The 20732-nt window shown below is 43.3% G+C and carries 21 protein-coding genes; 7 read left to right on the plus strand and 14 right to left on the minus strand.

What is annotated here, in order from left to right; genetic code table 11:
- Positions 1–14: 14 nt before the first annotated feature.
- The gene (gene trmB / locus WCV65_RS15455; RefSeq protein ID WP_035409565.1) at positions 15–668 is read right to left on the minus strand and encodes a tRNA (guanosine(46)-N7)-methyltransferase TrmB; all 654 of its coding nucleotides are present in this window, start codon (positions 666–668) and stop codon (positions 15–17) included.
- 232 nt (positions 669–900) lie between these two features.
- On the opposite strand from trmB, the gene WCV65_RS15460 reads away from it, so the two are divergent.
- Positions 901–1179 (plus strand): YtzH-like family protein, encoded by a 279-nt coding sequence (locus WCV65_RS15460; protein ID WP_035409567.1) that lies wholly within the window; start codon positions 901–903, stop codon positions 1177–1179.
- 1 nt (position 1180) lies between these two features.
- Here the strand turns inward: WCV65_RS15460 and WCV65_RS15465 are convergent, their stop codons facing one another.
- From WCV65_RS15465 to thpR, 6 genes are all read right to left on the minus strand, one after another.
- Positions 1181–1987, minus strand: a complete 807-nt coding sequence (locus WCV65_RS15465; protein ID WP_338777656.1) for a phosphotransferase family protein — start codon at positions 1985–1987, stop codon at positions 1181–1183.
- A gap of 259 nt (positions 1988–2246) precedes the next feature.
- Positions 2247–4391 carry a type I pullulanase gene (gene pulA / locus WCV65_RS15470; RefSeq protein ID WP_338777658.1) on the minus strand — a complete coding sequence of 715 codons (2145 nt, stop codon included), beginning with the start codon at positions 4389–4391 and terminating at the stop codon, positions 2247–2249.
- A gap of 134 nt (positions 4392–4525) precedes the next feature.
- The gene (locus tag WCV65_RS15475; protein ID WP_338777660.1) at positions 4526–5467 is read right to left on the minus strand and encodes a nuclease-related domain-containing protein; all 942 of its coding nucleotides are present in this window, start codon (positions 5465–5467) and stop codon (positions 4526–4528) included.
- An 11-nt stretch (positions 5468–5478) separates the two neighbouring features.
- On the minus strand, positions 5479–6159 hold the full coding sequence (locus WCV65_RS15480; RefSeq protein WP_338777662.1) for an LrgB family protein: 681 nt from the start codon (positions 6157–6159) through the stop codon (positions 5479–5481).
- On the minus strand, positions 6156–6542 hold the full coding sequence (locus WCV65_RS15485) for a CidA/LrgA family protein (RefSeq protein ID WP_338777664.1): 387 nt from the start codon (positions 6540–6542) through the stop codon (positions 6156–6158). The genes WCV65_RS15480 and WCV65_RS15485 overlap by 4 nt, the downstream gene beginning before the upstream one ends.
- Positions 6542–7108 (minus strand): RNA 2',3'-cyclic phosphodiesterase, encoded by a 567-nt coding sequence (gene thpR, locus WCV65_RS15490; RefSeq protein WP_338777666.1) that lies wholly within the window; start codon positions 7106–7108, stop codon positions 6542–6544. The genes WCV65_RS15485 and thpR overlap by 1 nt, the downstream gene beginning before the upstream one ends.
- A gap of 134 nt (positions 7109–7242) precedes the next feature.
- On the opposite strand from thpR, the gene cysK reads away from it, so the two are divergent.
- Positions 7243–8175: a cysteine synthase A gene (gene cysK, locus WCV65_RS15495; protein ID WP_338777668.1), complete on the plus strand. Its 933-nt coding sequence runs from the start codon at positions 7243–7245 to the stop codon at positions 8173–8175.
- Between the two features lie 93 nt (positions 8176–8268).
- On the opposite strand, the gene WCV65_RS15500 is transcribed toward cysK, so the two are convergent.
- Entirely contained in the window at positions 8269–9063 is a 795-nt protein-coding gene (locus tag WCV65_RS15500; RefSeq protein WP_338777670.1) for an SDR family oxidoreductase, read from the minus strand.
- 180 nt (positions 9064–9243) lie between these two features.
- Between WCV65_RS15500 and WCV65_RS15505 the strand changes: the two genes are divergently transcribed.
- Entirely contained in the window at positions 9244–9600 is a 357-nt protein-coding gene (locus WCV65_RS15505) for a helix-turn-helix domain-containing protein (RefSeq protein ID WP_035409589.1), read from the plus strand.
- A 169-nt stretch (positions 9601–9769) separates the two neighbouring features.
- On the opposite strand, the gene WCV65_RS15510 is transcribed toward WCV65_RS15505, so the two are convergent.
- Both WCV65_RS15510 and WCV65_RS15515 read right to left on the minus strand, forming a co-directional pair.
- Positions 9770–10558, minus strand: coding sequence for a sugar phosphate isomerase/epimerase (locus WCV65_RS15510; RefSeq protein WP_338777673.1), 789 nt, complete (start codon positions 10556–10558; stop codon positions 9770–9772).
- Positions 10555–11388: a phytanoyl-CoA dioxygenase family protein gene (locus WCV65_RS15515; RefSeq protein WP_338777675.1), complete on the minus strand. Its 834-nt coding sequence runs from the start codon at positions 11386–11388 to the stop codon at positions 10555–10557. Before WCV65_RS15515 ends, WCV65_RS15510 begins: the two co-directional genes overlap by 4 nt.
- Before the next feature lie 191 nt (positions 11389–11579).
- Between WCV65_RS15515 and WCV65_RS15520 the strand changes: the two genes are divergently transcribed.
- Positions 11580–12452, plus strand: coding sequence for an AraC family transcriptional regulator (locus WCV65_RS15520; protein ID WP_338777677.1), 873 nt, complete (start codon positions 11580–11582; stop codon positions 12450–12452).
- On the opposite strand, the gene WCV65_RS15525 is transcribed toward WCV65_RS15520, so the two are convergent.
- The 4 genes from WCV65_RS15525 to WCV65_RS15540 all read right to left on the minus strand — a co-directional run bounded on the left by WCV65_RS15525 (position 12449) and on the right by WCV65_RS15540 (position 16064).
- Positions 12449–13660 (minus strand): MFS transporter, encoded by a 1212-nt coding sequence (locus tag WCV65_RS15525; RefSeq protein WP_338777679.1) that lies wholly within the window; start codon positions 13658–13660, stop codon positions 12449–12451. The two genes, WCV65_RS15520 and WCV65_RS15525, sit on opposite strands and share 4 nt — an antisense overlap.
- A 16-nt stretch (positions 13661–13676) precedes the next feature.
- Complete coding sequence (locus tag WCV65_RS15530; RefSeq protein WP_338777681.1) at positions 13677–13904, minus strand: hypothetical protein; 228 nt, start codon at positions 13902–13904, stop codon at positions 13677–13679.
- A gap of 87 nt (positions 13905–13991) precedes the next feature.
- Entirely contained in the window at positions 13992–15161 is a 1170-nt protein-coding gene (locus tag WCV65_RS15535; protein WP_338777683.1) for an MFS transporter, read from the minus strand.
- A gap of 141 nt (positions 15162–15302) precedes the next feature.
- A complete protein-coding gene (locus WCV65_RS15540; protein WP_338777685.1) occupies positions 15303–16064 on the minus strand; it encodes an SDR family NAD(P)-dependent oxidoreductase in 762 nt (253 codons plus the stop codon).
- 96 nt (positions 16065–16160) lie between these two features.
- On the opposite strand from WCV65_RS15540, the gene WCV65_RS15545 reads away from it, so the two are divergent.
- The 3 genes from WCV65_RS15545 to WCV65_RS15555 all read left to right on the plus strand — a co-directional run bounded on the left by WCV65_RS15545 (position 16161) and on the right by WCV65_RS15555 (position 20716).
- Positions 16161–16514 (plus strand): MerR family transcriptional regulator, encoded by a 354-nt coding sequence (locus WCV65_RS15545; RefSeq protein ID WP_338777687.1) that lies wholly within the window; start codon positions 16161–16163, stop codon positions 16512–16514.
- A gap of 116 nt (positions 16515–16630) precedes the next feature.
- Positions 16631–19186 carry a bifunctional lysylphosphatidylglycerol flippase/synthetase MprF gene (mprF, locus tag WCV65_RS15550; protein WP_338777688.1) on the plus strand — a complete coding sequence of 852 codons (2556 nt, stop codon included), beginning with the start codon at positions 16631–16633 and terminating at the stop codon, positions 19184–19186.
- A 108-nt stretch (positions 19187–19294) separates the two neighbouring features.
- A complete protein-coding gene (locus tag WCV65_RS15555) occupies positions 19295–20716 on the plus strand; it encodes a substrate-binding domain-containing protein (RefSeq protein ID WP_338777690.1) in 1422 nt (473 codons plus the stop codon).
- Positions 20717–20732 lie beyond the last annotated feature (16 nt).

Consider the following 20732-nt stretch of genomic DNA (forward strand, 5'->3'; position numbering starts at 1 on the left):
GCTCCTGTTCATTCTTATTCACTAGGCTCGTTTTGAAATTTTGCCTCAGACCGGTAAATTCTTTGGCCTTTATTGGAGAACTTTTCTTCATACTCGGTCATGATATTTCCCTCAAAATCGCTTTGATGCAAATCAAGGCTCACAAAAGTAAGCAGCATTCCGTATTCCGAAAAGCTTCTTAATGAAAATTCAAACAGACCCTGATTATCGGTTTTGAAGTGAATCTCTCCTCCTTTTACAAGCAAGCGCTCATAGAGGCCGAGGAACGTTTTATAAGTAAGACGGCGCTTTTCATGACGCTTCTTAGGCCATGGATCAGAGAAATTCAAATACAGCCTGTCCACTTCGCCGTCCTCAAAAATATCCGTCAAAACCGCCGCATCCACATTTAAAAGCTTCAAATTATCCACTTCTGCATCAATGACCTTCTGCACGGCAATGACCATCACACTTTGAAAAAGCTCAATGCCAAGGTAATTAATATCAGGATTTGCTTTAGCCATTCCAGATAAGAATTGCCCTTTTCCTGTCCCGACTTCTATATGAATAGGATTGGAATTCCCAAAAAACTCCTTCCATTTCCCTTTTAATTCAGAAGGCTGCGCGATCGCAATATGACGGTTTTCCTGTAAAAACTCGCTTGCCCACGGTTTGTTTCTTACTCGCATCGTAACACCTCATGTACATTTTTTCAGATTCTGCTCGTTACAAAATAGCATGACTTTTCGTATTGCGCAATACTTGCCGCACCTGCAAAATAGGTTGATTTGAGAATCAACATAGGTTTTATACAGACAAAAACCGGCAGCTGCTGCATGCCGGAGCGTAATTTTTTGGCGGGATAAAAAGAATTCAGTTGAACATCTTAAAGGTATAGCAAAAATGAAAGGAAGATGAACCATGCCCCTGGATTATCATCATCAAGTCACACTGCTAAAGGATATTCTGACTGAGCAGCAAGCAGACTGCTGCGGAACCGTTGCGGAATGCGAACAAATTGAACGGCTCATTAAATCTTTGATGGTCAATGCACAGATTGACCAAAATGTTAAAAGTGTCCTTCAGAATATTTACGAATACAGTCAAAATGGAAAGTCCGCATCTGAACTGAATCAGCACATTACTTCACAGCAGCAGAATCTAACCCAATGGATACAGGATATCGATTCCTTTTCGTAATTTAAATTTTCCGTGTCAGGAGCAACGTTAAATTTTGTACTGCCTGATGCATTTCCTTTGCGTGGTTCTTTGAGCGGTTCCACATGAGAGAAACAATCGTCTGAGCGAGTACATACCAATACATTCGCAGACGCAGATGATCTGTTAGCTCAAGGCCATATTGGGAAAGCCAGTCACTCCAGCGGCTTTCCTCAATGTATGAATACAGCAGGTTCCCCAAATCAATAGCTGGATCCGCAATAACAGCACCATCCCAATCAATCAGATAGAGCTGGTCGTTATCCGCAAGCAGCCAGTTGTTATGATTTAAATCGCAGTGGCATACCACTTTTTCTTCTATTTCCACATCGGGCAGCCGGTCATGAAGGTATTGCAGAGCTTCTTCTATTTCAGGAAGAAAGTATGTTTCGAACTCAAGTGTATCCCGAATATCTTCAAGAATAGATGAGGGCGTCAGCGGCTGCTTTTCCAGCCTCTTCAGCATATCCAGCAGCTCTTTCGAATGGTGAATCTTATGTAAAAGCGAGGCTACATGATCTCCATCCATGTCAGCAGGCTTTAACTCCCGGCCTTCCAGCCAATGCTGCGCCGTGATTACATCACCGTTTTCCATTCTCCTTGTCCAAACCAGCTTTGGAACAATTCCTTCTGCTGAGAGAACGGCAAGAAATGGCGAACTATTTCGTTTTAAGAAAAGCTTTTGTTCCCCATGTCGGGCATAATAAGCTTCTCCCGTAGCCCCTCCTGCAGGAGAAAGCTCCCACTCTTGTCCGAGCAGATGTTCCAGCCAATTTTGATTCAATGTCAACCCATCATTTCATGTTAAGATTTTTATCAATAAGCCCTTACAGCGTTATTACAGGCGAGGGCAAATAAAGATGGACTCATTCAAAAACAGTTCATCATGAGAGCCACTCGTTATATTTAAATATTAATTCATTTTAAGAATGTCATCATATAAAAAAAATAAAAAGACCGCTAATTGAGGCAATCACAAAGTAACATCCAATAGCCGTCCTTTTAAATTTTATCGTTTACTGGTATTTCCCGTCAAGAAAAACTAAGGCCTAAGGCTTAAACAATATATACGTTCCTATGTTTTTCAGCTTCACGCTTCCTTTTTCAACCAAGCAAATTCCGTCTTGAGCTCCCGGGGAGTAAGCAATCTCCCACTCATCTTCATCCGGCAAAGCAAATTCCGTGTCAAATTCCCACGCCTGATGAATGACTAAAATATTTGACCAATTTCCATACTCCCCGACATTTTTCAATAGATAATAAATGGCGTATGGCGGAGAGGGAAGGATATGAAAATGACGCTCAACCTTTTCTTTGCTGCTTAGTCTGAACCCTCCATGAGACTTCCTTAATTGGATCAGCTGTCTTATTTCTTTTATGTCCGCTTCAAATGCTTCTCTCATGTTCCAATCTAAATGATTAATGTCATCATTTTGGTTATAGCTGTTTTCGCACCCCTGTTTCGTTCTGTAAAACTCCTGTCCTGCATGCAAAAATGGGATTCCCTGTGACAGAATCACCATTGATGAGGCAAGTTTCTGATACTGACGAAGCTTTTCATCCGGAGCATCCGGTACAGCAATTTTTAATTTATCCCAAAACGTATGATTATCATGGGATTCTACGTAATTGACCGATTGGGAAGGATCCTCAAGCCATTTGACTGAACCTTGGCTGTATTGAACAATCCCCTTAATAGCAGAGAGCGCTTCATCTTTTTTCCCTTCATCCCCCATTGAAAAGCCCCTGTCTCCATGAAGGAAGGTACTCCCCTTTATCACATCCCGGAAACGATCATTGAAAAAGGCCACTCCTGGAATTTTCTTTGCATTAATTATAGTTGTTTTCCGATCAGCTCCGAGAGGTGTTGATAAATCCCAGCCTTCGCCAAGAAGAACCGCATCTTCCTTAATCGAAGCGGCAAGCTCCCTAACCTTCCTCATCGTGTCAAGATCAAGGATTCCCATTAAATCAAAACGAATGCCGTCTATATCATATTCCTCCAGCCAATAGCGGACAGAATCCAAAATGAACTTTTTTGCCATCCTTCTTTCAGAAGCAAAATCATTGCCGACCCCTGTTCCATTGGACGGATAGCCATGCTCATCCATTCTGAAAAAATACCCTGGAACAAGCTTTTCGAAGGAAGACAGATTCATATCATACACATGATTGTATACGCCGTCCATAATCATCTTCAGTCCATTTTCATGCAATGACTGGATGCATTCTTTCAGCTCTCTGATCCTTGCCATCGGATTATCCGGGTCCGTCGAGTAGCTGCCCTCAGGTGCATTGAAATGAACAGGATTGTAGCCCCAATTGTAGCCTCCGTCTTCCTCGCCCTCCTTAACTCCCTCAAAGTCATAGATCGGGAGAAGTTCAACGTGGGTAACCCCGAGACTTTTAATATAGGACATCCCGGTAGTAAAACCTTTTTTTGAAGCCGTATTTTTTTCTGTAAACGCTTTGAATTTCCCTTTCGCGCTCATGCCGCTGTTTTCGTGAATGGAAAAGTCTCTTACATGCAGTTCATAAATAATGGCATCCGTAACCTGGTTCAAAGGAGCAACCGGAATTTTATCCACCTGAGCGTCTGCTGGATTCAAAAGGACGCCCCACTCCCCGTTTATCGTCACAGCTTTTGCATAAGGATCTGCTGCTTCTCTCCATTTTCCATTAATCAAGGCACGGTATTTATAAAATTTCCCGTATTGATCCACGCCAGTTTGAGCACGCCATATTCCTTGGCCTGCCTTTCTCATCGGCATTTCGATTATCTGCTGGGCAGGATCGCTCAATAGGAGACGAACCTCTACTGCTGTAGGCACCCATACTTTTAAAGAAATTTGGGCTTCCGTAAATTCAACTCCGAGTTTACCGTCATATCCGTATAGTTCATCAAAAGCCGCCGTTCTAATTACAGCTCCCATCAGCAATTCTGCAGAGAGGCCGCTTGAATCAGTAACCACTTGCCGTTCACCGGCTTTCAGCTGGATGCTTGAATGACAAATGCATTTTACAAAATTTTCAATATCATAACAATCTGACATAGATAAAGGAGATTCGTTCCCTGCTTCATCTGTCACTGTAAACGTTTTTTTAAAGGAATGCTGACGATCTCCCGGCAGCAAAATGGTAATGGTATGAAGATCATCTAAGTAAGCTTCAAATGGGCTGTTTACACTCGTCATTGCTCTTCCCCCCTGGAGAAACTGTAAATGAATAAATTACGATGAATACCTGCAATTGTTCAGTCTCTCCACTTATTACCGGATCTATAATTCATTTTATGTGCAATTGCCCTTCGTGTGTTAGAGGACTTCCCTTAATTTCCCTTCTCCTCCCAGTCACTGCGGATTCTGGAACGGGTTAGAGTGCAGTCAAGAATGGCTTTTACTGCCCTCAGCTGATCATGTTTGATCGGTGAAGATAAATTTCTCATTTTGCTGAACCACTCATCGAAACATCTCTTATCAGTTACCTCCACCTCATAAGGGGGTGTTTGAAAATCAGCATAACCATGTTCAAAAATAAGCCGTTTCATCACAGGAAAATCAATTCCCCTGCTTTTTATAATTCTTGAAATAATCGTGGTTGTACGATGTAAATCAAGCAAAGGATTTAACGTTTTTTTTGTATATTTCCCGCTTTTAATGGTCCAAAATCTTTCTCCGGAGCCGACAAGTATATCCTCTTTTTTGCCTGTAATCCAGGAAATGCACTGAATTCCGGCAGGCGTTATAAGAACAGGACCAATCTCAACGGCCGCATTTTTCACTTCGAGAACGGCATTGTGCATATACAAATTATGATCGGGAAGCCGCTTCAGGAAAAATTGAAGTGTCTCGTCATAAAAATAGCGTCTGTCAAAATCCGACTGCTCACGAATTGTCGAGCTCGCCCACTTCAGCTGAAAGCGGTAGATCTTATCCAGAAATTCATGCTTTAAATCATTATTGGAAGCAGGCACATGGCTAAACAGCATATCAGGGTCTTCTTCAGCCGCAAAAGACGAAGACTCGGAAACCGGTTCTTCGTGTTCTCTTTGTTTTCGAAACGGCCATTTTTCCCAAAAAGAAGCTTTTTCTTCCCCATGATCAGGCTCTGCAGGAAACGGTACAAGATAGGGGTCGAACTGCCTTTCCTCCCAGGCCTTGTTAATCCTCTCCCATTGATGTTTTTTCAAACGAATGTATTGACCCGTATAGTGATAAGGATCTATTTCATATCTTGATATGTAATCTCTCAGTTTGATCAATTGACCCATATCGGTCTCCTTTATAAAAGTAGTGCCGCAATATGCGGACATAATAATGAAGCAAAAATAGCACTGAAGGTCATCGCTGCTGAGCTGACCGCGCCCTCTTGTTCCCCGTATTCCAGGGCCCTGGCCGTACCGACACCATGGGATGCAGCACCATACCCTATTCCAACTGCGATTGGATTTCGGATAAAGAGCTTTCTCATGAGGAAGGGGCCGAACATCGATCCTGATATTCCTGCTACCATGACATATACGGCGGCTAACGCTGGAATTCCGTGAATCATGGATGCGATATCCATTGCGATCGGAGCGGTGACAGATTTCGGCATTAACGAACGAATAATTTCAGAATCCATTCCGAACAGGATGGCCATATACATTCCGCTGAAAAGCCCAATCAATGTCCCGGCAAAGGAAGCACCGGCAAGCAACAGAATATGCTTCTTTAAACGGTCCCACTGATCATGAAGGGGAAATGCAAGAGCGACGACGGCAGGACCAAGGAGCATGCTAATAAAAGTTCCGCCCTCCATGTAAGCCTGATATGCCGTACCCGTCAGGAGCAGAACCATAATAAGGATCGCTGTACTTGTTACAATGGGAAGCAGCAAAGGAGTCGGAAGATACGTATGAACCTTTTTCATTCCATTAAAAAGAAGAATGGTTCCTGCAAAGGATAAGACGGCCATAATCATGACTCCAAACCCTCTCTTCTGCTTTTTGCTGCTTTTCGTTTAAGTGATTTTTCCGTCACCCAGGCAGTCAAAGACATAACCAAAAACGTACTGAGAAATGCAGCTGCTGCACTAAGAATCCCTTTTCCCTCAAATAGATGAAGATACTGGATCAGCCCCACTGTCCCGGGTACAAATAAAAGGGTTAAATTTCTCAGCAAGAACGAACTTCCCTCTCTAACCCATTCCGGCTTCATCCATCCTGCTCTTAACAAGCAGAAAAGCAGAATCATGCCAATCATGCTGCCGGGCACTTGAAAATGGGAAACCTTTTGTATATACATACCAAACATGCTGATTCCAAAAAGGAGAACGACTTGAATAGCGATTTTTACATATAGCATTAAGAATCCGCTCCTGTTAGAGGGAAAGAACGAATCGTCTTGTACTTAGGTTCTTCGTTTACATTTGTCTGCAGCAAATCAATGGCTGGCACTTCAAATGAAGGAATGGACTCAGGGTTCCAGCCGTCCGGATTCAAATATGGATCTTTTCCGTCCCATTTTCTCGCAAGGGTAATATGAGGCTTGAAAGGTCTTGGATCAAGCTGAAAACCATTCTTTATGCAACAAGAATAGACTTCCTCTCTCAATTCCATCAAAGTTTTAGACGGACGGACACCAAGCCATAAGATTCTTGGCGAATCTGCTGCTCCGAATGTTTGAATTCCTGCAAAGTCCAAATGAAAAGAAGGCAGCCTCCCTTCTATTATTTCGGATAAATCATCGCTTAACTGAAGAAGATGCTCCCCGGAAGGCGGCTCACCGAGAAATGCAAGTGTAATATGATAATCAAACGGGTGAACCCACCGTTTGAACGGCATGCGGCTGCATTCCTGTTTGATCAATGATTGAATAATAGCTGACTGCTGTCTTGGGATTCGGACAGCCAGAAAATAATGTGTGCCCATTTTTTTACCCTCTTTGCTAAAAACTCTTATTCCTATTCTACCAAATGAACGGATTGGATACACAATTCGATGACTAGGTAAACCATCATAATTTTTGATATGATATTTTCAAATAGTACCTGGAGGAATGACGAATGGATGTAGCAAATAATATGGCAGATTTGATTGGAAGAACTCCGCTCGTGAAGCTTAACCGGCTTGCTCCTGAAGGCGGAGCACAAATCTACCTGAAGCTGGAGTTTTTCAATCCGAGCAAAAGCGTGAAAGACCGCGCAGCCTTCCAGATGATTTCCGAAGCGGAAAAAAGCGGACTGCTTACTGAGAAGTCGACGATTATTGAACCAACTAGCGGCAATACCGGCATTGGCCTTGCCATGAACGCTGCCGCGCGAGGCTATAAAGCCATATTAGTGATGCCTGATACGATGTCCCAGGAACGAATTAACCTGTTAAAGGCATATGGAGCAGAGGTCGTCCTTACTCCGGGAGATGAAAAAATGCCGGGGGCTATTAAAAAAGCTAAAGAACTGACCGAGCAAATTGAAGACAGCTACATGCCGATGCAATTTGAAAATGCGGCCAATCCGGATGCCCACAGGAAAACGACCGCTGTTGAAATTTTGGAGGCAATGGAGGGGGCAGGCAAAAAGCTACGTGCATTCGTTGCAACCTCCGGCACCGGCGGAACCATTACTGGAACTGGTGAAGAACTGAAAAAACACCTGAAAGACCTTACTGTGCATGTAGTGGAGCCTGCCGGATCTCCTGTCCTCTCAGGCGGAAAGCCCGGAAAGCATAAACTCGTTGGAACAAGCCCGGGGTTCATTCCATCTATATTGAACGAGGAAGTATATGATGAAATTTTCCGCATAGAGGATGAAGAAGCCTACACAACGGCGAGAAGGCTTGCGAAAGAAGAAGGAATCCTTGTCGGGCCTTCATCCGGTGCTGCATGCTTCGCTGCAATCGAAGTGGCTAAGCGCCTGACGCCTGAGGATACAGTGGTATGCATTGCCTGCGATACAGGGGAACGCTACCTGTCTACCGATTTGTTTACTTTTAATTAATACAAGAAAAAAGCTTATTATCGATCCGTCTCTATGTTTAGATGTACAATTATAAAAAGCGCCGGAGCGTATACCCGGCGCTTTTAAATTGATTTAGAGGATGCTTTGAATTATACCGCCTTCTACTCTTTGTGCGGTTCCAGTGATTGCTGATGCTTTGGATGAAGCTAGGAAAACGATTGTATCCGCTACTTCTTCGACAGTAGCATACCGCTGAATCAGAGAAGTAGGCTGATCGTTTTTGAAATATTCCTTAATATATGTTTTCAGATCCATGCCGTTTTCTGCTGCCATATCGTTAATGAAGGTACCAAACCCTTCCGTCCATGTTGGGCCTGGCAAGACAGAATTAACCGTTACATTCGTTCCTTTAGCTACCTCGGCCAACCCTCTGGATAAAGTGATAAGAGCCGTCTTTGAAACCCCATAAGGAACAAGCTCTGGATATGGCTTGATGCCCGCTTCACTGGCCAGGTTAATTATTCTGCCTTCATTTCGTTTAATCATATCAGGAAGGAATGCCCGTGAAAGGCGTACAGCGCTCATTACATTAATTTGATAGTAATCCAGCCACTCTTCATCTGTTACCTCTTCGAATGGTTTGACAGTAAACACCCCTGTGTTATTAACAAGGATATCTAAATCTCCTAGCTCCTTGATTTGTGCAATCAGGCTGTCCGTTTCATCTTTTTTAGAAACATCCGCTGCTATACCGTAAACCGTACCAAGGGAAGAAAGTTCTGCCACGGCTGAATCCACATTTTTTTTTGACCGTCCATTAATGATAACTCTTGCTCCTTCATTAAGAAAACTGACGGCAGCTGCTTTCCCGATTCCAGCTGTTGATCCTGTTACAAGTACTAATTTATCAGTTAAATTTAGTTTCAATACAAACATCTCGCTTTCAAGGTATTTTGTTTTTGTTTTCTCATTTTGCCTATCATTTGCTAGCTCATTCAGTATGCAATATAATTTTCAACGTGAAAAGTACGCACTTTACAGTTATTAAGTTACCATCCGGTGCCGAAGTTACCGTTTAGTACCTATAGATTTGGAGGCAAAATTTAAATGAAGAAATACACGATGCCTGTAGAAGCAGCGCTCGAAGTAATTGGAGGAAAATGGAAAGTAGTTATTTTGTGCCATTTAATTCTTGGAACAAGAAGGAATAGTGAATTGAAAAGGCTTATGCCGGGTATATCGCAAAAAATGCTTATTCAGCAGCTTAAGGAATTAGAAGAAGACAAGCTTATTTTAAGAGAGGTATTTCACGAGGTCCCTTTGCGAGTAGAATACTCACTGACGGATTATGGCTGGACTCTGAAGGATATTCTCGATGCATTATGTGCTTGGGGTGAAGTTCATATTGAACGGAATTTTGAAAATAAGTATGATGTTTTAGAAAAAAGCATTTTGAATGACTGAACAGATTAAGCGTCATGCAGAAATTTGAAAGAGGGGATTCCAAGTTACTTGTGCCCTTAGACAACAAGTAACCTGACTAACCCCTTGCCGCGAAGGTTGTTTATACTATTTTTGACCTCAGTCGGGATGGCTAATTTAAGAAGGGATGAGGCTGACCGTCTTAATTCCTTTAAACCCTCAAACGCTCTTCCACAAAGTTCCCCATCCACAGGCAGACATCCCATAAATCAGCTAATGGCCGCTGCGTATACGGCTCGGTGTGCATGTATCCTGGTGGGCCGTATTCTGGTGTAAAGCTTAAGTATCCGGCTCCTTTTTTTCGGTGTGCTTCCGCTATCTTCCTCCACCATTCTGCATGGATATCCAGCTCTTCCTTATACTCCGGGGCTCTTGGATCTGGTACTTGCGGGCCCTGGCTAAATCCCACCCGCGTATGGACATGGACGGTTCGCTGAATGGCAAGATCAAGCCGATCGGCTTGATCTTGCAGCATGGACTCACATACACATACCCAGTGACTGAAATCCGCTGTTATGCTTAAATCCTTAATATCTTCAAGCAAATGGGCCGTACTCCAGGGAGTAAACATCGCTCTCCCCCGATGCGTTTCATGTCCAATCAGGATTTGTGCCTGTTCTTCAATTTGAACAGCCTTTGTAAAGAAAATCAGCTGATCTTCATAACGCATATCATCTTTCGCACTTTGGGAATTTATCAAGAGGGGCTGAAATTCTGCCGCATCCGCCACCTGCTTTTCAAAACTGCTTGTATCCTCTGCGAAAATTTGAGCAACGTAATCGAGCTGATGCTCCTGAAGCAGTTCCTTGAATTCACTTTGCCGCCCATGAGCAGGCAGGGGGGATTCAATTCCGCTGTACCCTGCGTCTGAGACCGCTTTGAACTGTTCGCTGAGAGAACCCTCCATCCCCCACAGCGATTTGATTCTTTTCAACTTCATGTTGTCTTGGAGTAAACAAGGGGATTCAGCGGGCTATTTACTTGATCTCCTGTTTTCAATCCAGGCATCCACTGCTTTAAGTCATTTTCCCTTGCTTCGTGATCTATTTCAGATACAGTTGTACCGTCTGCCATATAAATAATGGTCATGACTTCTCTTGTCCGGTCCGTTGGATTACCAGCCGCGCTATGCAGTGTCCATCCATAATGGAATGTGGCGTCCCCAGCGTTCATTCCCCCGTACGTCACTTTTTCTAATCCCTCTGCATCAATATAATCGCCGAGCGTCCGGTGGGATTCGTCCGAGATGCCAAGCTTGCTGATATATCCGCGTTTATGGGATTCAGAAGCAAACGACATCGATCCCATCTCATCCGTTACATCCACAAGCGGCATCCACATAGTGATGGTTTTATTTGTGTCAATCGGCCAGTATGTCTGATCCTGATGCCATGGAGTATGACCCCCGCCCGGCTCTTTAAACAGTGCCTGATCATGATAAATCCGGACGCCGTCAACTCCCAGCAGATCGGCTGCAATCTTTGCAAACCGGCGCGCCATAACAAACTTCTTAACATCCTCTGACTGCTCCCACAGGTTCATTACCTGTACAAAGGCTTTTCCGTACGTATCCCTTTCTGATAAAGGTGCAAGCTTTTCAGTATGTTCAAGCGTTCTTTGATAAATCACGTCGCGATAAGCTTTAATTTCTTCCTTTGAAGCAGCTCCCCGTATACAAATATGGCCTTTATCCTGGTATTCTTGAATTTGATTCTGAGAAAGACTAAATTCACTGCTTAAGTCCGGAAGCGTTTCCAATTGGTTTTTCAAAACAATCCCTCATTTCTTCTTGTTTACAGACGGCTTTGCCTGTTAACGTTATCATAAGGCTTGCGGAAAGAGAGATGTTCTATTTTTTTGTGCCTGAATGTGCGTTTTTTTGATGTTTTTTTAATTGTTGAAACCAGACTTTTGCTATAAGATATGTAAAAGGCCGCTTAATTCGGAAGGACGATTGATCAATGGATGCCGTTAGAGAGTCGCACAGCTTTGATCCAATGTTTCCCTTTGTGTTTTTTTATCATTTGAAAGGAAATCCGGAGCAGGAGCCGCATTTATATCATTTTCACGATTGGTATGAAATTGTGTTCGTCCTTGATGGACAGGGCACCTTTTTTATCGATAAAGAGTTTTATCCAATGAAAAAAAATGACCTTTTCCTCATTCCGGGAAATGTCATTCATCATGCGAATCCTTCTAAGAGAAATCCTTTCCTCTGCACTGTGGTCTTATTCCACCCTGCACTTATTCAATCCATGGAGCTCGGTGATTTCTTTTCCTTTCTGTCACCATTTTCCCAAAAAGAATTCCACTATCTCCTCATCGCTGAACACATGAAAGAGCATGAAGAAATTTTAATCCGCATGCATACTGAGCTTTTAAAAAAAGAAATTGGATACCGTCATGCGCTGCTCGCTCATCTCCAGGGGATTCTTCTGCTGATTGCCAGACAGCAGCCTGCTATTCCGGAAACATCCCGAAAGCTTTCAAAGAGTGAGATATGGATGAAAGAGGTATTATTCTATATTGATCTTCATTTTAGTGATCATGAACTTACCTTGCCTGCCCTCGCCGAGCAGGCTCTAGTCAGTCCTGAACATTTCAGCCGGATTTTTAAACGTGTAACCGGCTTGACGCTGCCCGCTTATTTGGGAGTGAAACGATTATTTAAAGCCAAAGAGCTCTTATTGCAAACGGACTCTTCTGTTTCGTTTATATCGGATGCATGCGGGTACAAGAGCGTTTCCTATTTTCACAGCAGGTTTAAAGAACAGCTGGGCTGTACCCCCGGAGAGTTCAGAAAGAAAAATAAGCAATCGGATCCAGCTGATTAAAAAGCAGGGTGGTTCCCTTCTTTTACTTTCCTTTTTTCCTTCATTAATTGATTTAATCTCTCTGAACTGAACAGCATCGCAGCAATTGCAGCGATAATAAACAGCGGAAAAATCCCCATTGTCGTATGATATGATGCAAATCCAAGCAAAGGCGGAAGAAATGTATTTCCTGTAAAGGCAAATGCCATTTGATAGCCCACAATAGCCTGGGAATGCTTTTTTCCAAAATGAACAGGGGTTTCATGCATCATGCACGGGAAAATCGGGGCTAATCCAAGGCCGGTCAAAACAAAGCCTGCGAGTGCAAAGCCAGCCGGCAATGGCAGGATCAATAGCGCAGCTCCCGCTAACGCAATCCCCTGCCCTGCTAAAATCAGCATCCGATTGCTTACCTTTAATGTGATAAAACCCGTTATTAAGCGCCCAACAGTAATTCCCCCGTAATAAAGGGAAACCCACTGGGCAGCCGTTGCGGCCGGCAGCCCCTTCGTATCCACCAGAAAGCTGCTTCCCCATAACCCCATTGCAGCTTCAGCACCGCAGTAAAACAGAAAAGAAAACAGAGCCAGATGAACTCCCTTGATTTTATACGCCTTGACCGGTTTTCCGGATGGCTGTTCCGCTTCAGATGTTTCTTCTTTCACAGGCTCACTCTTACCCGCGGCACGTTTCCATAAAGGCAGGGTGAAAAATAAGATGGCTGCTAAAGCAAGCTGAATCAAAGCAATGATGAGATATCCGTTTCTCCATGAGTTTTCCGCAGAAATGGATTGCGCCATAATAATCGGTCCGAGCGTTGCTCCTACACCCCAGAAACAATGCAGCCAGCTCATGTGATGCGCTTTATAATGAATAGCCACATAATTGTTCAATCCAGTATCGATAGCACCTGCCCCAAGACCAAGCGGAATGGCACAAATCATCAGCCAAATCAGTGAAGGGGCAATAGAAAATCCCAAAAGTCCGCCAGCTGTCATCAGGCAGCTGACAAGGGTGACAGGACCGGTACCGAACCGATTAAGGATTTTACCGCTTGCCAGACTGGAAATAATGGTCCCTGCAGCAATCGTCATAAAGAGCAGGCCAGCCCGATCCATTGGTTCGCCCAAGTCTCCCTGCATGACAGGCCAAGCCGCACCAAGTACGGAATCCGGCAGCCCTAAGCTGATGAAAGCTAAATAGATGATCATCAAGAAAAATGTTGCCATGTCTGATAGTCCTCCTTCACTTATCCTCTTTGATCGGACCGGTAACCATTAAATCCAGTCCAAGGCTTTGCAGCCCATATAGATAATCCTTCTTCCAATCACTAATAACAAGCTTTGGAAGGTGTTCTGCAGGAATGTAGTGTGCGCTTCTAAGTTCTATTTCTTTAATAGCCGCTTGGTCCACTTCCTCCTGGCTGAAAATAATCGACCGAGGATTGATAATGGCACTAAATGAAGGGCCCATTCTGCTTCCAAAAGTCCTTGTTACCTTTCATACACCTATTCCACGCCATAATAAAAAGCCCCCCTTTACATAAGGGGGCAGCATAGCTCAGGCTGGCGCCCCCGGCTCCTGCTTCACAAACAGCAGCAGAATAACGGCAAGCAGCGATAATATGCCAAAGAATAGATAGACGGAAAAGACGGAATACGCTTCTAATATAAATCCGCCGAGAAACGTGCAAAACCAGTTGCCCAGGCCATTTCCTACTGCGGAATAGAGACTGATTGCTGTAGCCCCTGCAGAAACCGGTGCGAGATCTTTTACATATTGAAGTGCGGCGGGAATAAACAGCCCTGTTGAAAACCCTTGTGCCACCGTTGTTGCATAGACGAGAGCAAGCGGGGGTTCGAAGAAATATAAGAACCATCTTGCCATTGAAACAATGGCGGCAAGAAGGAGAATCTGTTTCATTCCGAATTTCCCAATCCAGCGGTTTGCAAATTTCATAACGGGTGCTTCGCTTCCGGCAGCAAGCATGAATGCCAGTCCAATTCCCGCAAGCCCTCCCCCTAAATCATCTACGAAAATACCAAAATAAAAATTGTTGGCGAGGATGGGCCCGAGAACGAGAAAAGCAACAGCCAAAAAGATAAAATACGATGGTGCTTTGACAAGATCACTCATCCCTTTTTTAAAGCTCACCTTTATCGGCTTGCTTTCTCTCGGAAGCTGCCACGCAAAAACCATCCCTAAACCCATAACAAGCGTAAACGTATAAAAAATAACGGACAGGCTGGTGGTTTCCGCCAGTTTTCCGACAGCCAGAACCGATACGGCAAATCCAATGGCTCCCCAAAGCCGTATCGAACCATAGTCCATTTTTGTTTTTTGAACATAGTTAATCGAGATGCTGTCCGATAATGGAATGATGGCTGCCTGGAATATGGCGAGCATCGCTGCGGCGCCAATAATGAGTGAATAGCTTGAAACGGCCGAATAGGCGATTCCCATCAAAGCCGTCACTGCAATTGCTGCGGTGAGGAGGTGAACAGGCTTTTTCGTTACGTCGCTCAATATTCCCCAGACTGGCTGAATCAGAATCATCACAACCGGACTGATCGAAAGCACCATACCGATCTGGCTCCCTGAAAGACCAATCTCATCCCGTAAATAAACCGAAAGAAGCGGGGAGAGAGACCCAATACCGAAAAACACCAGAAAATAAAATAGATAAAAATTCAATTTCACAGACCGTTTTTTTGCTAGAGAAGCTTCCAAATCATTATCCTTCTTTCTGTAAACGCATTTAAAATCAGCTTCTCTAACTATATCATTGATCAGGGAGGTATTGGCTCTCATTTTCCATGAATGCGAGTGCAAAAAAAAAGCGCCGGATCCGCGATCCAGCGCCTCTTACTCTTACCTGCGATTCCGGTCTGCGTAAGGATAAACCGGATCCTTCAGTTCGAAGTCATACGTTTCTCCGTTCACAAGTCCGACTGTTTTTTCACTGTCATACAGATCAAGCATGAAGCCGGCCATTTCTTTAGCCGTATGGAATTTCTGAACGGCACCCTCGTATTCAAAGCTGTCAAGGTCCATCGAACGCTTGGCAAACTCCGTTTCTGTTGCAGCAGGAGCAAGTACTTTTGCCTGCATAAGAGCACCTTTCGATTTAAGTTCCTGTGCAAGACCCTCAGTAAAAGCACTCACATAAAACTTTGTCGCGCAGTAGGTAACGGCATCGGCTACGATGGTATAACCGCCTCCTGATGAAACGTTAATCAGCTGTGTGCCCTCTTTATCAGAGTAGTCTCCTGCGAAAAGTGAGGATAAAATCGTCAACGCTTCGATATTCAGATGAAGCATCGTTTGGATTTTATTCAAGTTCTGTTCACCAACAGCTGCGAAGTTCCCGAAACCTGCGTTATTAATAAACGTTTCGAGTTCATAATCTTTAAGACCTTCGTAAAATTGGTGTACTTCTTCTGATGAAGATAAATCAGCCGTACGGATCACAACATCAAGATCAGCGTTAATGCTTTGAACCTCTGATTTAAGCTTCTGAAGCTCGTCCTCTCTGCGGGCCGTAATAATTAAGTTCTTGCCGCGGGCAGCAAAGGCCAGCGCCGATTCATATCCGATACCTGAGCTTGCCCCTGTAATAACCGTATACTTCATATGATCTCCTCCTATTTTCTGCATTCTATATTGTGATTCTTTTACGATTTCATTATACTGATTAGAGTTAACTCTAAGTCAAATCCGGAGGTTTATATGTACACAATCAGCAAAGCTGCTAAAGCTTTAGGAATCAGTACGCATACATTAAGATATTATGAAAAAGAAGAAATTATCGAACCGGAACGTAAATCCAATGGAGACCGGATTTACAATGATCTGCATCTTAAATGGCTGCAGTTTGTTCTTAAATTAAAAGAAACCCAAATGCCTGTAGCGAAAATTAAAGAGTATGCACAATTATACAAATTAGGCGATCATACAAACATGGCAAGACTTCAGCTCCTAGAGGAACATCGAAAGAGTATCCAGGAACAGCTCGCTGTCTTGTCTGTTACCGATCAAATGCTTGAAGAAAAGATTGATGCGTATCGAAAGAGCCTCTATTAATCCTTCATTCTTATCATTAAGACCTGTTAAACTTGTTTGTACCGGGTGCTTGCTATCATCATTTGCAGCCCTATCGAAATAAGATTTTATCTGGTTGCACGCAAAGGAGAATCATTATGGGAAAGCAAGTAAACTTAGTCAAACTGGCTAAGATTTTGATCCCGTTTGTCATCATCATTTTCATTTATATGGAAGGAAAGAAGGAAATCAACCAAATCGATCCTTCCAGCCTGTTAATTCAGCTGAAATCCCTTGAACCTATGCAAATCGCTGCTATGCTTTTGATTGGATTAGCCGGGGTGTCAGCCTTAATGGCGTACGACCTCGTTTTGACCAAAAAATTAAACGTGTCATTGCCTTGGCATACCTTTTTAAAAGTTTCCTGGATTGCCAATACTTTTAATAGTGTTATAGGATTTGGAGGTTTTGCGGGTGCAGCTCTAAGGGGATTGCTGCTGAAAAATCATGTAAGGGATTCAATGATTTTTTTATCTTCCATCGTTTGGCTGATGCCTATTATGCTAACTGGAATCTCTATTCTTGCATGGCTGCCGATTTTTTCAGCCGGAACGATGATCCCCATTTATACTAGCTACCCATGGGTGAAATTTCTATTATGGGGAATGGCCTTATATTTGCCTGTTTACCTCCTTACTTGTCTCGTATTGAAAAACAAAAAACCTTTCTTTTCAATAAATCGGTGGACGGCCTGGGGAATTGCTGCCTCCCTTCTGGAATGGATTGCAGCTTCCCTCGTTCTTTGGGCTATTGCTCTCATAACAGGGACGAATATTCCCTTTGTTTCCATGCTGACGATTTTTGTTCTTGCATCGATTGCCGGTGTCATCAGTTTAGTTCCTGGTGGGATTGGTTCATTCGACTTGCTGCTGTTAGTCGGTTTGAATCATGCCGGTGCACAGGACAGCCAAATCTTGATCATTCTGCTTTTTTATCGGGTCTTTTACTCTCTCATTCCTTTCGTTATTGGGCTGTTTTTCGCTTTATCGGAAGCTTACTCCCAAACGCGGGATACCGTTGCTGATCCGTTTAAAAATAACAAATGGATGAAACGGTTCTCCTTCATTCCAAATTCGCTAATTCCTAATTTGAGCTTCTGGGCACTCGCTGTCTTAGTTTTTCTTAGCGGGGTTCTTCTTCTCTTATCTGCTGCAACGCCTGGAATTCTGGAAAGGATCAAGTTTGCAGAAAAGCTTTTATCTGAGCCCGTTATGAATATTTCTGATCTGTTATCAGTAACAGCAGGAATTTCGCTGATTTTGCTATCCCGTTCCATACAGCTTAAAGTGAAAAGCGCTTATGTGCTAACGTATATGGCTCTTTTGGGAGGAGCACTGTTTACATTTTCTAAAGGGCTGGACTATGAAGAATCTCTATTTTTAATGGCCATTCTTGCCCTCTTAAGACTTTCAAAAAATCATTTTTACCGGGAACGCCACCCCTTTTCATGGAAAGCTTCAATCTATATGATGGCTCTGACTCTTTGTGCTTTGCTCGGCTATATATCAATCGGTTTCTTTGATCAGCCGTTTGAACAGCTGTCTCTGCCTGCTTCTGTGAAGGATGTACTAATAAAAACCCCAGGAGAGCTCATCATCACAGCTGCATCAGGCTTCATTCTTGCTGTTCTTTTCAACACGATCGGCTTCACCTTTTTAATGAAAAAGGAACAGACTGCCAGGAACTCGGCCGAGCTGCTGGAATTTCTGGAGTACACGAAAGGCAATGTATTAACTCATTTGGCATTGATGGGGGATAAAGAATATTTTTGGAATAAAAACCGGGACGTTTTTATGATGTACACCGTTTATTCTGATAAATTAGTCGTGCTGGGCGATCCAATCGGAGACCGAAATTCTTTTGGAAAGGCGATTATGGAGCTTAGGGAATACGCTGATATTAGAGGCTTGGCACCTATTTTCTATCAAACAGAAAAGGATTGGCTCTCCTTATACCATGAAAATGGCTATCAGTTTTTTAAGCTTGGAGAAGAAGCGTATGTGAATCTCGAAGAATTTACGCTGACAGGAAAGAAAAAAACAAATCTGCGTACCGTCAGAAATAAATTTGAGAGAGAAGGATATGACTTTACGATTGCCGAACCTCCTTTTTCAGATTCTTTTATTCAGGAATTAGAGGCTGTCTCCTTAGACTGGCTTAACGGCCGAAAAGAGAAAGGGTTCTCTTTAGGCTATTTTGACAGGGACTATATTCAGCGGGCTCCGGTAGCTGTATTAAGAAACTCCGCCGGAACGATGATGGGATTCGCAACCATTATTCCGGTATATGACGGCGAGACCATATCCGTTGACTTGATGAGGTATTCACAGGAGGTTCCGAGCGGCACGATGGATATGATTTTCATTTCAACCATGCTTCATATGAAAGAACAGGGCTATAAGTGGTTTAACTTAGGAATGGCTCCGTTATCAAATGTCGGCCAAAATAAGTATGCCTTCTGGAGTGAAAAAGCAGCTGCACGAATCTATAGGCATGGCCAGTATTTTTACCAGTTTGAAGGAATTCGAAAATACAAAGAAAAATTTGCCAGCCGCTGGGAACCAAAATATTTGGCCTTCAGCTCCAGATCCGCTCTTCCTGTTACGATGCTGCAGCTATCGAGACTCATTCAAAAAGACATAGAGAAAAATTGAAGCGGGGGACTTCTCACTGAATAAACAAAATAATTAATTTTCCTTATTGTTCCAATTGTGATGAAGAGGTACAATTTCATTAGTTGAATAATGAAGGAGTACTCTCACGTGAAAAAACTGTTTTTAAAAGTAGGGTTGGCTCAGTTTGGTTTTTCAATTTTAGCATTGTTTCTTACGTCTGCCATAAATAGTACATTGCAGGCATCTCTTATTTCTTTACTCATCGGCGGGCTATTGTTCGGATGGCTGACATCACGGAAGCTAGAAGAAAAAAATACTTTTTACTGCATCCTTCCCATCGCCTACACTGCTTCACTCTGGGCAATATTTATTTTTATTACCTGGGGGGCATTGGGAAAAAGCCCATGGATGTTCTATTCCCTTCTTCACCTTCCTTTTTTACCCGTTTTTTTCATGGCTAACATGGAAGGGGAAGGACGGATTTTCCTATGGGCTCCGCTTGCATTTGAACTGGCGTTTGTTCTGCCTATCGTGATTAAGTTTGCCGCGTTGAAAAAATTACATATGATTTCAAGAAGGAATACCCTTATCCTGTTTTCCATTGTCCTTTTGGCAATTGGCTCTGGAATGGCCGTTCAATGGCAGCGAAGCAAGAGTGTTCTTCCTTCCTACGGATTTAAATACGGTGGAGGCTATTCAAGCACTGATTTGTCCCCATACCGTGTGTCAAATCCTGATCATGTACTCCCAAAATTGGACGAAGCCTCAGAATATGTGATTAAAGATCCTAAGCAGATGCCTGTCATGGACGGGGCAGAAGCCGCCTATCCTGTTTATTCAGCTTTTGCCAATGCCGTCTACGAAAATGCTAAAGCAGCTAATAATCAAAAAGAGATTATCAGCTTTACCAATACGATCTATGCTTTTGAGCGCTTACTCTCTAAGGAAGTGGATATTTATTTCGGGGCTGAACCGTCTTCTGCACAACGGGAAATGGCTAAAAAAGCCGGGGCAGAGCTCGTTATGACCCCGATAGGAAAAGAGGCGTTTGTCTTTTTTGTCAATCCTGAGAATCAGATTGATCGTTTAACGGTTTCCGAGATTCAATCGATCTATTCAGGTGAGTTGAAGAACTGGTCTCAGCTTGAAGGCAAATCTAAAAACATTGTTGCATTCCAGCGGCCAGCAGATTCAGGGAGCCAGACGCTGCTTGAGAAAATCATGGGTGATAAACCGATTATTCAGCCATTGAAGGAAGAAACCCCTGCTGGGATGGGCGGTATCATTGAGCAGGTTGCGGATTACCGGAATTTTGATAATGCCATCGGCTTTTCCTTCCGTTTTTTCGCTACTGGAATGAGAAAAAATGAAAAGATTAAACTTCTTTCCATTAATGGGATAAGCCCAAGTCCGGAAAATATTGCGAGTGAAAAATATCCTTTTACCGCCTCTCTTTATGCGATTACCTTAAAATCGAACAAAAAGAAAACAATCCCGCCGTTTCTTGAATGGATGAAAGGGTCTCAGGGGCAGGAGCTCGTTGAAAAAGTCGGATATATTAAGAACTAACAAATAGACGCCGCCG

This window comes from Metabacillus sp. FJAT-52054 (assembly GCF_037201815.1).
GTDB lineage: Bacteria > Bacillota > Bacilli > Bacillales > Bacillaceae > Metabacillus_B > Metabacillus_B sediminis.

Excerpts from the sequence above, each read along its gene's own strand:
- WCV65_RS15510 (WP_338777673.1), bottom strand. The coding sequence starts at position 10,558 with ATGAAGTTGAAAAGAATCAAATCGCTGTGGGGGATGGAGGGTTCTCTC.
- WCV65_RS15530 (WP_338777681.1), bottom strand. The coding sequence starts at position 13,904 with ATGGGCCCTTCATTTAGTGCCATTATCAATCCTCGGTCGATTATTTTC.
- WCV65_RS15545 (WP_338777687.1), top strand. The coding sequence starts at position 16,161 with ATGTACACAATCAGCAAAGCTGCTAAAGCTTTAGGAATCAGTACGCAT.
- pulA (WP_338777658.1), bottom strand. The coding sequence starts at position 4,391 with ATGACGAGTGTAAACAGCCCATTTGAAGCTTACTTAGATGATCTTCAT.
- mprF (WP_338777688.1), top strand. The coding sequence starts at position 16,631 with ATGGGAAAGCAAGTAAACTTAGTCAAACTGGCTAAGATTTTGATCCCG.
- thpR (WP_338777666.1), bottom strand. The coding sequence starts at position 7,108 with ATGGGCACACATTATTTTCTGGCTGTCCGAATCCCAAGACAGCAGTCA.
- WCV65_RS15485 (WP_338777664.1), bottom strand. The coding sequence starts at position 6,542 with ATGCTATATGTAAAAATCGCTATTCAAGTCGTTCTCCTTTTTGGAATC.
- WCV65_RS15475 (WP_338777660.1), bottom strand. The coding sequence starts at position 5,467 with ATGGGTCAATTGATCAAACTGAGAGATTACATATCAAGATATGAAATA.
- WCV65_RS15525 (WP_338777679.1), bottom strand. The coding sequence starts at position 13,660 with ATGGCAACATTTTTCTTGATGATCATCTATTTAGCTTTCATCAGCTTA.
- trmB (WP_035409565.1), bottom strand. The coding sequence starts at position 668 with ATGCGAGTAAGAAACAAACCGTGGGCAAGCGAGTTTTTACAGGAAAAC.
- WCV65_RS15460 (WP_035409567.1), top strand. The coding sequence starts at position 901 with ATGCCCCTGGATTATCATCATCAAGTCACACTGCTAAAGGATATTCTG.
- WCV65_RS15540 (WP_338777685.1), bottom strand. The coding sequence starts at position 16,064 with ATGAAGTATACGGTTATTACAGGGGCAAGCTCAGGTATCGGATATGAA.
- WCV65_RS15505 (WP_035409589.1), top strand. The coding sequence starts at position 9,244 with ATGAAGAAATACACGATGCCTGTAGAAGCAGCGCTCGAAGTAATTGGA.
- WCV65_RS15480 (WP_338777662.1), bottom strand. The coding sequence starts at position 6,159 with ATGATTATGGCCGTCTTATCCTTTGCAGGAACCATTCTTCTTTTTAAT.
- cysK (WP_338777668.1), top strand. The coding sequence starts at position 7,243 with ATGGATGTAGCAAATAATATGGCAGATTTGATTGGAAGAACTCCGCTC.
- WCV65_RS15520 (WP_338777677.1), top strand. The coding sequence starts at position 11,580 with ATGGATGCCGTTAGAGAGTCGCACAGCTTTGATCCAATGTTTCCCTTT.